Source organism: Bacteroidales bacterium, from assembly GCA_017521245.1.
GTDB lineage: Bacteria > Bacteroidota > Bacteroidia > Bacteroidales > G3-4614 > Caccoplasma_A.
This window is the reverse complement of record JAFXDI010000001.1, coordinates 332,953-345,037: the sequence shown is the minus strand read 5'-3', so window position 1 is coordinate 345,037 and position 12,085 is coordinate 332,953. Positions and strand designations below refer to the sequence as shown.

Here is a 12,085-nt window from a genome sequence, read left to right as displayed (position 1 = left end):
AAATAGATTTAGTTTTCTTTAAGATAAGAAAATAGGAATTTTTTTTTAAAAAAAAGAGGGAGTCATCACATTAATCCGGAACTACGATAGTATGAATATAGGAAACAGCCAAAGACTTGAGTATATTGATGCTCTACGAGGTTTTATTATGATAATAATAGTTTATTGGCATATAAACTATTTTAGCTTTGATGTCTTAAAGGTTATTAATCAAATAAATTCCTTTGAAAACATTTTTCTATTATTTGGAATGCCTTTATTCTTCTTTATTAGTGGATTATTTGCTTATAAAGAAAAGCAGTTATGGGATTGGCAAAATAGTATTAAATATATAGGTGCAAAATTTAGGCAATTAATTATTCCTACTCTTATATTCTTAGGACTATTCATATATATATTCAATCGATCTTTTATAGGTAGTTTATACTCTCCTATGAAATATGGTTATTGGTTTACTATATCACTGTTTGAATATTTTGTTTTGTATGTTCTAATTGCAAAGCCTCTAAACAAGATAAAACATTCTTGGAAATATGATATATCCTTATTGATTATTGGACTATTTATATTTTTTGCAACGATAAGTCCACAAAAAGTTCTATCTCTAATAGGGATTAACGATACTTTACCAAATGCTTTAGGTTATAATAATTTTCAATATTTTATATACTTTGTATTGGGTGTTATTGTAAAAAGAAGATTTGATTTATTTAAAAAGTACTTAAACAATTCTATTTTAACAGGGTTGACTATTGCTCTATTTTTTATAATAGCCTTGATATGGATAAAAGAAGGAACTATACACGGAGTTGCTATTAATTTATTAATTGTAATTTTCCTTGCTATTGCAGGAACTTTCGTATCATTCTCCTTCTTCTACAAATACCAAAATTGTTTTACTAAAGAGAAACGTATTGGTCGTATATTGCAATATATCGGTAGAAGGACTTTGGATATTTATCTTCTCCACTACTTCTTTTTACCTTATAACTTAGAAATGGTTGGAGAGTGGTTTACTGAGAACATAAACCCAACGCTTGAGTTCTTTGTAAGTATTGCTTTGGCCGCAATGGTTATTGCTTTTTGCTTAGTAACAAGTAGTATTATAAGAATCAGTCCAATGCTTGCTAATTGGTTGTTTGGGGTTAAAACTCCAATTAGGAATTAGTTCGTGGCGTTGCCACAATTAGGAATTAGGAATTATGCGAGTAAGCGAGAGCAGAGTTAAGTTCTTTAAACTATGCCGAGCATAAGCAAAATAAAAGAATGATGTTCTTTTATTATAAAATATTTATATACTCCGAGTTCTCTCGGAGTTTTTTATTTACAAATAAGAAATATTTATTAAAGTTTTTTATTACTTTTGCATCGTAAATAGATTTAGTTTTCTTTAAGATAAGAAAATAGGAAATTTTTAAAAAAAAAAGAGGGAGTCATCACATTAATCCGAAACTACGATAGTATGAATATAGGAAACAGCCAAAGACTTGAGTATATTGATGCTATGCGTGGCTTTACAATGATTTTGGTTGTTTATAGCCACATTTTGTATATGAGTTTGGGAGTTCAAAATTTTGCCACTACCTTATCTTTTAACTCTTTGTTTATTTTTTTAAGAATGCCCCTCTTCTTTTTTGTTAGTGGCTTTGTGCTTTATAAAGCAACTCAGATGTGGAATCTTAAGAATTCTTTTACGTTTATTCTTAAGAAATTTAAGGTGCAAATTATTTCTACTTCTATATTTTTTGTTCTCTTTTGCTATATCTTTAATAAGTCTATTTTAGATGGAGTGTTGGATGTGACTAAATATGGTTATTGGTTTACTATTGCTCTATTCTTTTTCTTTATCCTTTTTATTATTACTGACTTTCTTATTAAGAAATTCAAGTGTAAAGACTTTGTTGAAATTTTTATTTGGCTATCATCTGGCATTGTGATTAGATCTTTATCTTCTAAGGCTACTATTGAGGATTTAGGTATTCCAAATGATGTAGCTTCTGTCTTAGGTTTGGTATATTTTAAATATTACATATTTTTTATTCTGGGTATTATTGTGAAAAGAATTTTACCTTATTTCTTTAAACTGATTAATAATGCTTTTGCTACTGCTTTGATAATCGCCTTTTTCTTTATCATTACAATTGCCTATATTAAAAGCGATATTCAAATTACAGTTATTTGGGATGATATTCTTAAAGTTTTAATAGGATTTACCGGCATTATTACTGTTTTTGCATTTTTCTATAAGTACCAAGATTGTTTTACTAAAGATAAACGCATTGGTAGAACTTTGCAATATATTGGCAGAAGAACTTTAGATATTTATCTTCTTCACTATTTATTCTTACCTTACAATATTCAATTTCTTGGTGATTGGTTTAAAGCGAACCAAAATCTTTCGTTAGAGTTTTTTGTTAGTATTGCTTTAGCCTCTATGGTTATTGCTCTTTGCCTAGTTACAAGTAGTATTATAAGAATCAGCCCAATACTTGCTAATTGGCTGTTTGGAGTTAAAACTCCAATTAGGAATTAGTTCGTGGCGTTGCCACAATTAGGAATTATGCGAGTAAGCGAGAGCAGAGTTAAGTTCTTTAAACTATGCCGAGCATAAGCAAAATAAAAGAATGAATGTTCTTTTATTATAAAATATTTATATACTCCGAGTTTTTTATGCTCGGAGTTTTTTATTTATAGATAAATTCCTATCTATTAAGTTTTTTTTACTATCTTCGCAATATGATTAGTTTTTAGTTTTCAACTTCGTTGCCCCGTTGGGGTAGTTGTTTGTTGTTAGAATAAATAATGAAAGAAAACAAATTAAATATTTTAATTACTGGGGCTTACGGTTTTGTAGGCTCTAATATTTCGGTGTTTCTGAAGAAGTGTATTGATTGTAATCTTATTGCTTTGGATATTAATCAGGGCAAAGGTGTGTATGATGAGTTCTACCACTGGAACGATGCTGAGTGTATCTGTTGGGATGAGATTGATATTGTTATTCATCTTGCCGGTATGGCTCACGATACTAAAAACACTACTGATGCGAGTAAGTATTTTGAAATAAACACTGGACTCACCAAACGGGTGTTTGATTTGTTTTCTAAATCAAAGGCTAAACGCTTTATTTTCTTTAGTAGCGTTAAGGCTGCTACTGATAGGGTTAATGGCGATGCTTTAAAGGAGGATGTGGTTTGCAATCCCAAAACTCCTTATGGAAAATCAAAACGTGCTGCCGAAGAGTATATCATTGTGAATGGCGGTTTTGATTTTGAGGAGAAGAGGGTTTTTATTCTACGCCCTGCAATGATTCATGGTAAAGGAAATAAAGGCAACTTGAATTTACTTTACAAGGTTGTTTGCAAAGGTATTCCTTGGCCTTTGGGTAAGTTTGATAATCTTCGCTCATTTATGGGGGTTGACAATCTATGTTTTATTATTAAATCGCTGATTGAGAAAGATATTGCGAGTGACATTTACAATGTTGCTGATGACAAACCTCTTTCTACAAACCTTTTAATAATGCTTATTGCTAAATCGTTAGGTAAGAAACCTGTTATTTGGGGCATTGGCAAAGGCTTTATTAAGTGCATGGCAAAGATTGGAGATATTATCCATCTGCCTTTAAATAGCGAACGGTTGATGAAACTTACTGAGAATTTTGTTGTTGATAATAGCAAAATTAAAGATGCTATTGGGGTTAAGAACTTACCTACTTCGGCAGAAAAAGGTATGTTTAAAACTTTGCTTAGTTTTAAAAATTTATAGTTCTTCATTTATAGATTATGGCAACATTAGGGATTGATAATGCTATGAGTTGGTGCTTAGTTGCTTTGGCTGTGCCTGTTTTGTTTGTGGCTGAACTTGTTTATTTTAGAATTGCTGATAGGTTTGATATTATTGATAAACCTAATGAACGTAGTTCTCACAAGAGTATTACCCTACGCGGTGGCGGTATTATCTTTTATATCGCTATTGTCTATTTTGCCTTACTCTTTGGATTTCCCTACCCTTACTTTTTGTTTGGGCTTACTCTCATTACATTCATTAGTTTTATTGATGATGTTATTAGTTTAAGTTCTAAAGTGAGAATATTATTCCACTTTACTGCTATGGCTATGATGTTTATGCAATGGGGATTGTTTGGCGGAGAACTGCCATGGTGGTATATTGTTATTGCTTTTATATTCTGCACAGGAGTTATTAATGCATATAATTTTATGGATGGCATTAATGGTATTACTGGTGGCTATTCTCTTGTTGTATTGGGTTCGTTAGCATATATTAATACGGCAATTACTCAGTTTGTAATGCCTGAACTTATATATACGGTCATTGTTGGATGCTTGGTTTTCAACTTCTTCAACTTCAGAAAAAAGGCTAAGTGTTTTGCTGGTGATTGTGGCTCTGTTGCAATGGCTTTTATTATTTTGTTCCTTCTTGGAAAACTTATTATAGAAACTGAAAATTTGAGTTATATAGTGTTACTACTTTTGTATGGTGTAGATTCTATTTTAACCATAATTCATAGGATTATGCTTAATGAGAATATTTTTGAAGCACACCGTAAACATGCTTACCAAATTATGGCCAATGAACTAAAAATCCCTCATTTGGTTGTATCTCTTTGGTATATGTTGTTGCAATCGATAATTGTTATTGGATATATTTTGTGCTTTAAATATTGCTATACATATCTTTTTACCTCAACTTTTATTTTATGTTTGGGTTACATTTGGTTTATGAAACGTTATTTTTATCTTCACACTAAGAATAACTAACAAAAGAAAACCTTAATAAAGGGATAAAATAAGTATAACAGAATTGTATTTTAAATTATGAGCAGAAACTTTTTTAAAAGAGCAATTATAGGTACTAAAAGATTTTTTAACGGGGATATTGATACTAAATTCAATATTCTGAAAAGAATTGCTTTATGGTTTAAACATAATCAAACTCACCCTTACGTTGTTTTGGGTATTGATATGATTGTGGTTATTGCTTGTTGTTGTCTTATTCCTATATCAAAAGCAATCCTTTTTCCTCTATATGATTTTGATTTGGCAAAATTTCTAAGTCAGTTATTCTTAATATTTACAGTATTCCTTATTTGCTTTATAATTTTTAAACCATATTTGGGTATTGTTAGATATAGTGGATATGTTGATACTATAAAGTTAGTTGTATCAGTTATTATTGCTACTTCAATATTAATTGCAAACAACTTAATTGTTGAATATATTACAGGAAATAGAGTGCTTTCTCATAACATATTGATTGTTGGTATGGGATTAGCTATTATATTCTGCTCATTATCTATTAGGATTTTTGCTAAAATATTATATACAAAGGGTATTGAATACGAAAAGGATAGAAACAAAAAAATTAGAGCCGTAATTTTGGGGACTAATACAGAATCGGTTGCTCTCGTGGATAAATTAAAAAGTGAGGTTAATGGCAACTATGAACCTGTTGCTTTTTTATGGACTAACGAAGAGAGATATACAAATGCCGAGATAAACGGATTACCAATAAAACGTTTTACAGCTGAAAAGGTGGGTAAAACATTTGCAAATCTAAACGCTGAGGTCTTAATTTTTGAACCTTCTCAAATTGCTTTTCTCAGAAATGGAGGTATTGACGCATTCCTTGATGCTGATATTAAAGTCAGGCAAATATCAAACAGTGTGATTAGACACTCAAAAGAGGATGCAAATATTCCTATATCTTGTAATGTTCACGATATTCAAATTGAGCAACTTTTAAATCGTGAGGTTATAGAACCTGACGTTGAAACTATAAACAGCTTTATTGAAAACAAAGTTGTTTTGGTTACTGGTGCTGCTGGTTCAATTGGAAGTGAAATTGTAAGACAATTAGCCAAATATAGGGCTAAAAAGATTATTATGTTTGATAATGCAGAGACTCCTATGCATAGCATTTTGCTTGAAATGCAAAATAAAGGATACAACAATGTTGTTATTCCTTTTATGGGCGATGTTAGGAACTTGGCAAGACTTGAATCGGTCTTTAATAAATACCAACCAAAAATAGTGTTTCATGCTGCTGCATATAAACATGTTCCTATGATGGAACTACACCCAAGCGAGGCTATTAGAACGAATGTTGGTGGCAGTAAAAATCTTGCTGATATATCGCTTAAATACAATGTCGAAAAATTTGTTATGGTATCTACCGATAAGGCTGTGAACCCTACAAATGTTATGGGCGCATCAAAACGTATTGCTGAAATATATGTTCAATCTCTTGCTTTAGATTTGAAGAAAAAAGGCAATAACACAACCATGTTTATCACTACCCGATTTGGAAACGTTCTTGGCAGTAATGGTTCGGTTGTTCCTCTTTTTAAAGAGCAAATCTCAAAAGGTGGTCCTGTAACCATAACAGATAAAAGAATTATTCGATATTTTATGACAATACCAGAGGCTTGCGAACTTGTACTGGAGGCTGGCTGTATGGGAGAAGGTGGAGAGATTTTTGTGTTTGATATGGGACAACCTGTGAAAATATTTGATCTTGCAAAACGTATGATTAAGTTATCAGGACTTAAACCATACACTGATATTGATATTGTTGAAACAGGATTGCGTCCTGGAGAAAAACTATATGAAGAATTACTTAATGACAAAGAGATTACAGACAACACCAAACATAAACGAATAATGATTGGTAGGGTTCGTAAATATGATTATAATGAGATAGCCCCCCAAATAGAGAAATTGATTGATATGGCATGGAAGTTTAACGATGAAGTTATTGTTGCCACTATGAAGGAGATTATTCCTGAATATATCAGTCAAAACTCAAAATTTGAAACTCTTGACAAAAACTAAATAGCCAAATCAAGACTTTCATAAATAATCTAAGAAGATCAAGATTAAGAGAGAAGAATATTAGCGAAATGTATAGCAACAATAATAATATAGAGAGGCATCTTGTAATAATGGCTGGTGGTATTGGTAGTCGATTATGGCCAATAAGTACCCCTGAATGTCCTAAACAATTTGTAGATATTTTAGGAACTGGAAGAAGTCTATTACAAATGACTGTTGATCGCTTTGAGGGTATTGTTCCAACAGAGAATATATGGATTATAACATCGGGTAATTACAAAGATATTATATATAATCAATTACCAAATGTTCCAAAAGAGAATATACTATTTGAGCCTTTTATGCGTAATACTGCCCCTTGTATTGCATACGTAGGTAGTAAAATAAGAGAAAAATGTAATAGTGAGGCAGAGATTATTATCTCTCCTGCCGACCACTCTATTATAAACATAACAAAATTTAAAGAGACAATTTGTAAGGCTCTAAATTTTATTACCCAAAATGACTCTATTGTAACAATTGGAATTACTCCATCAATGCCACACACAGGTTATGGTTATATTGCCACAGATAATAATTGTAACAATGAAATAAAAAAGGTTTTATCATTTAAAGAGAAACCTTCATACGAAGTTGCTCTTAAATACATTAAAGAAGGCAACTACTATTGGAACTCAGGACTATTTTTATGGAAATTATCTACTTTAATAGACTCATATAAAAAATATGCTCCTGATATTATTTCAGCTTTTGAGAGCATAAAAAGTTCATATAATACCGACAATGAAAACAATGCTGTCTTAGATGTTTATAGTAATGTTCAAAAAATATCGGTTGACTATGCTATTATGGAGAAAGCAGAAAACATATATACTCTTCCATCTGAATTTGGATGGTCTGATTTGGGGACATGGGACTCTCTTAGAGATTATCTAAATAAAGACGAGAATGGAAATGCTGCCATAGGAAATGTATCATTTATAAACGCAAGCGGTTGTACTGCACATATTAAATCAAGCAAAGATTTTGTTATTAAAGATTTAAACAATACATTTGTAATTGAAACAGAGAGAGGAATTGAATATTATAAACTTAATGATAACGGAAATTTAGACAAGATATGAGTAACGAAATAAAAAAGAAGGTCTTTGTGTCGGGATGCTATGATATGCTACATAGTGGACACGTTGCTTTTTTTGAGGAGGCAGCAACATACGGAGATTTATATGTTGGTATAGGATCGGACAAAACAATACAAGAACTCAAAGCAAGGAAAACTATTAATACCGAAGATGAGAGATTATATATGGTAAAATCTCTTAAAGCGGTAAAAGAGGCATGGATAAATAGTGGCAGAGGTCTTTTGGATTTTGAGAAAGAGGTTCGCGAATTAATGCCTGATATTTTCTTTGTAAATAGCGATGGTAGCACACCTTTGAAAGAGAAATTCTGCGAAGAATTAGGAATTGAATATGTTGTAAGCAAACGAATCCCTCATGGAAATCTACCAACACGCTCAACTACTGCTCTACGTAAAGAGTGTAATATCCCATACAGAATAGACCTCGCCGGCGGATGGTTGGATCAACCTCATGTAAGTAAATTTTACCCTGGTCCTGTTTTAACTATAAGTATAGAACCAGAGTATGAATTTAACGACAGAAGCGGAATGTCAACAAGCTCAAGAAAAAAAGCGATAGAGTTATGGCAAACCGATATTCCTTCGGGCGATAAAGAGAAATTAGCAAAAACACTATTTTGTTTTGAAAATCCTCCCGGTGTTAAATATGTCAGTGGTTCTCAAGACTCTATTGGTATTGTTATGCCAGGACTTAATAAGTTAGATTACAATGGAGACTTTTGGCCAACCAAAATAACTTCAAATCTTGATAGTTCAATATTAGATTGGATTGAGGAACATATATGTTTAATTCCTTTGTATCCTCGTAAGGCAGATTATGATGTTTATGAAAACACTTCTATAAACGAAAAAAATGCTCGCAATTTAAGTATTGCTGCTGAAAAATGTTGGGATGCAATTCTTAATAAGGATTTGAATAAATTTGGAGAGGCGGTAACTGAGAGTTTGAATGCTCAATTAAACTTATTCCCCAATATGGCTCCAAGTGATGTATTAGAGCAAATTATGAAATATAGCCAAAACCCTGATGTTAAAGGATGGAAGATAAGTGGTGCAGGAGGTGGCGGATATCTTATATTAGTGTGCGACAAACATCTAAAAGAGTCAATGTCTATTAAAATAAGAAGATCATAATTATTTAAAGAACAATGAAGAAAGGCAGTTTAACACTGCCTTTCTTCATTATATTAATTATTATTCTTTTTTGACTTCAGATATTTAGATTAGTCTAATATAGCAAGAGAATCTAATTTTCACATATAATCTAAAAAACAAATTTTAATGAATATCTAATAATATTATCAGTATTTAATATTCCGTTACCGATTAAATTTTGTAAATTTGCAATTAATTAAAATCAGAATGTATTTCGGTTATTAAAACTAATAGACCGAATAAAAAGAATAGATAAAATATAATTTTTTAAAACAATGGCTAAAATAGCAGGTGCAGTAGAGGTTAATAAAGAGCGTTGCAAAGGGTGTAACCTTTGTGTTACAGCATGTCCTGCAAACGTATTATCTCTTCATGAAAAAGAGGTGAACGATAAAGGATACCACTACGCATATATGAAAAATCCAGATAAATGTATTGGTTGTGCAAGTTGTGGATATGTATGTCCCGATGGCTGTATTACCGTATATAAGGTAAAACTTTAACACAACTATTAAAAAGAGAATTTTATGTCAGAAGAGATAAAACTACTAAAAGGAAACGAAGCAATAGCCCATGCTGCCATAAGATATGGTGCTGATGGTTATTTTGGATACCCTATAACTCCTCAATCGGAGATTATGGAAACACTCATGACCTTAAAACCATGGGAGAGTACTGGAATGGTTGTACTACAAGCAGAGAGCGAAGTTGCCGCTATAAATATGGTATATGGTGGAGCCGGTTCAGGTAAGGCTGTAATGACTTCATCATCAAGCCCTGGTGTAAGTCTTAAACAAGAGGGAATATCATATTTAGCTGGGACAGAACTACCTGCATTAATTGTAAATGTAATGCGAGGAGGACCCGGATTAGGAACTATTCAACCTTCACAGGCCGACTACTTTCAAGCGGTTAAAGGCGGTGGACACGGAGATTATAAATTAATAGCTCTTGCCCCCTCGAGTGTTCAAGAGATGGCAGATTTTGTATATTTAGGATTTGACCTTGCATTTAAATATCGTAATCCCGCAATTATTCTTGCAGATGGCATTATTGGTCAGATGATGGAGAAAGTTATCCTCCCCCCTATTCGCCCTCGCAGAACTGAAGAGGAGATTCGCACTCAATGTCCATGGGCGCTACAAGGAAAACCGAAAGGAAGAAAACCTAATATTCTAACTTCTCTTGAATTGTCTCCTGCTGTTATGGAAGATAATAATCTTCGTTTCCAAGCAAAATACCGCGAGATTGAGAAAAATGAGGTTAGATACGAGGCTATTGACTGCGAAGATGCTGATTATATGATTGTTGCATTTGGCTCACTCGCAAGAATATGTTTGAAGGCTCAAGAAATGGCCCGTGCAGAAGGTATAAAAGTTGGTCTTTTACGACCAATAACTCTTTGGCCATTCCCCTCTGATATTATTGCCGAATATGCAAAGAAAGTAAAAGGCATTATCTCTATTGAGCTGAATGCCGGTCAAATGGTTGAAGATATCAGATTGGCTGTAAATGGCACAATAGATGTTAAATTCTACGGCAGATTGGGAGGTATTGTTCCCACTCCTGATGAGATATTAGATGTTATTAAGAAAGAGTATATAAAATAATGGATATAAAAGATATTATAAAACCTGAAAATATCGTTTACGAGAAACCTCGTTTAATGAACGATAATCCTATGCACTATTGTCCCGGATGTAGTCATGGTGTTGTTCATAAGATCGTGGCTGAACTTGTAGATGAAATGGGATTAGAAGAAAAGACCATTGGAATTGCCCCAGTTGGTTGTGCTGTGTTTGCGTACAACTATTTGGATATAGATTGGATTGAGGCCGCACATGGCAGAGCTCCTGCTGTTGCAACAGCAATTAAACGTCTTAATCCCGATAAGTTTGTCTTCACATATCAAGGTGACGGAGATTTAGCGGCAATAGGCACAGCCGAAACTATTCACGCATGTAACAGAGGTGAAAATATTGTTATTATATTCATTAATAACGGTATATATGGTATGACCGGAGGTCAAATGGCTCCTACTACACTATTGGGGATGAAAACTTCAACTTGCCCCTACGGTCGTAATGCAGAGTTAAACGGATTTCCTTTGAAGATAAGCAACATATTGGCTCAACTTGACGGAACATGCTATATAACCCGTCAAAGTGTACACAATACGGCCGCAATCAAAAAAGCAAAAGCTGCAATCAAAAAAGCCATAGAGAACTCAATGGAGAAACGAGGAACTTCGTTAGTAGAGATTGTTTCAACTTGTAATGCCGGATGGAAAATGACTCCAGATGAGGCAAACAGATGGATGGAAGAGAATATGTTTGAAAAATATCCTCTCGGAGATATTAAAGACACTATTGTAGAAAAGTAAGATGAAAAAAGAGATAATAGTTGCAGGATTTGGAGGTCAAGGTATTCTTTCATTAGGAAAGATATTGGCTCACGCAGGATTGATTGAGGGCAAAGAGGTGACTTGGATGCCTTCATACGGACCTGAGCAACGAGGAGGAACAGCAAATGTTACTGTTATTTTAAGTGATGACCGTATTAGTTCTCCCGTATTAAATTCATACGATGTTGTTGTAGTCCTAAATCAACCTTCGCTTGATAGATTTGAGAATGATGTAAAACCTGGTGGGACAATCATATACGATAGTTACGGAATACGTCACACGCCTACACGTAAAGATATTAACATATATCGTATTGATGCTATGGATGAGGCTATTGAGATGGGTAACGCAAGAGCATTTAATATGTTGGTATTAGGTGGCATTTTAAAAGTTTGCCCAATTGTTAATACTGAGAGCATTGTAAATAGTCTTAAAGAGTCGTTGGCTGAAAGATTGCACAAATTGATTCCTGAGAATGAGAAAGCAATTCTTCATGGAATGGAGATAATTAAAGCAGAACAAGAGATATAGAG

At 33.0% G+C, this 12,085-nt stretch carries 11 protein-coding genes; all 11 read left to right on the top strand.

Annotated elements, in window-relative coordinates; genetic code table 11:
• The first annotated feature begins 91 nt into the window (after positions 1-91).
• The 11 genes from IKK64_01375 to IKK64_01325 all read left to right on the top strand — a co-directional run bounded on the left by IKK64_01375 (position 92) and on the right by IKK64_01325 (position 12,083).
• Entirely contained in the window at positions 92-1,168 is a 1,077-nt protein-coding gene (locus IKK64_01375) for an acyltransferase (GenBank protein ID MBR4118711.1), read from the top strand.
• A gap of 294 nt (positions 1,169-1,462) precedes the next feature.
• A complete protein-coding gene (locus tag IKK64_01370) occupies positions 1,463-2,533 on the top strand; it encodes an acyltransferase (protein MBR4118710.1) in 1,071 nt (356 codons plus the stop codon).
• A 269-nt stretch (positions 2,534-2,802) separates the two neighbouring features.
• Positions 2,803-3,765 carry an NAD-dependent epimerase/dehydratase family protein gene (locus IKK64_01365; GenBank protein ID MBR4118709.1) on the top strand — a complete coding sequence of 321 codons (963 nt, stop codon included), beginning with the start codon at positions 2,803-2,805 and terminating at the stop codon, positions 3,763-3,765.
• A 44-nt stretch (positions 3,766-3,809) separates the two neighbouring features.
• Complete coding sequence (locus IKK64_01360) at positions 3,810-4,778, top strand: glycosyltransferase family 4 protein (protein MBR4118708.1); 969 nt, start codon at positions 3,810-3,812, stop codon at positions 4,776-4,778.
• Positions 4,779-4,835: 57 nt separating this feature from the next.
• Positions 4,836-6,851: a polysaccharide biosynthesis protein gene (locus tag IKK64_01355; GenBank protein MBR4118707.1), complete on the top strand. Its 2,016-nt coding sequence runs from the start codon at positions 4,836-4,838 to the stop codon at positions 6,849-6,851.
• A gap of 68 nt (positions 6,852-6,919) precedes the next feature.
• The gene (locus IKK64_01350; GenBank protein ID MBR4118706.1) at positions 6,920-7,975 is read left to right on the top strand and encodes a mannose-1-phosphate guanylyltransferase; all 1,056 of its coding nucleotides are present in this window, start codon (positions 6,920-6,922) and stop codon (positions 7,973-7,975) included.
• Positions 7,972-9,126: an adenylyltransferase/cytidyltransferase family protein gene (locus IKK64_01345; protein ID MBR4118705.1), complete on the top strand. Its 1,155-nt coding sequence runs from the start codon at positions 7,972-7,974 to the stop codon at positions 9,124-9,126. The genes IKK64_01350 and IKK64_01345 overlap by 4 nt, the downstream gene beginning before the upstream one ends.
• Before the next feature lie 296 nt (positions 9,127-9,422).
• The gene (locus IKK64_01340; GenBank protein MBR4118704.1) at positions 9,423-9,650 is read left to right on the top strand and encodes a 4Fe-4S binding protein; all 228 of its coding nucleotides are present in this window, start codon (positions 9,423-9,425) and stop codon (positions 9,648-9,650) included.
• Between the two features lie 24 nt (positions 9,651-9,674).
• The gene (locus IKK64_01335; protein MBR4118703.1) at positions 9,675-10,757 is read left to right on the top strand and encodes a 3-methyl-2-oxobutanoate dehydrogenase subunit VorB; all 1,083 of its coding nucleotides are present in this window, start codon (positions 9,675-9,677) and stop codon (positions 10,755-10,757) included.
• Positions 10,757-11,530 (top strand): 2-oxoglutarate oxidoreductase, encoded by a 774-nt coding sequence (locus tag IKK64_01330; protein ID MBR4118702.1) that lies wholly within the window; start codon positions 10,757-10,759, stop codon positions 11,528-11,530. Before IKK64_01335 ends, IKK64_01330 begins: the two co-directional genes overlap by 1 nt.
• A 1-nt stretch (position 11,531) precedes the next feature.
• Entirely contained in the window at positions 11,532-12,083 is a 552-nt protein-coding gene (locus tag IKK64_01325) for a 2-oxoacid:acceptor oxidoreductase family protein (GenBank protein MBR4118701.1), read from the top strand.
• Positions 12,084-12,085: the final 2 nt, after the last annotated feature.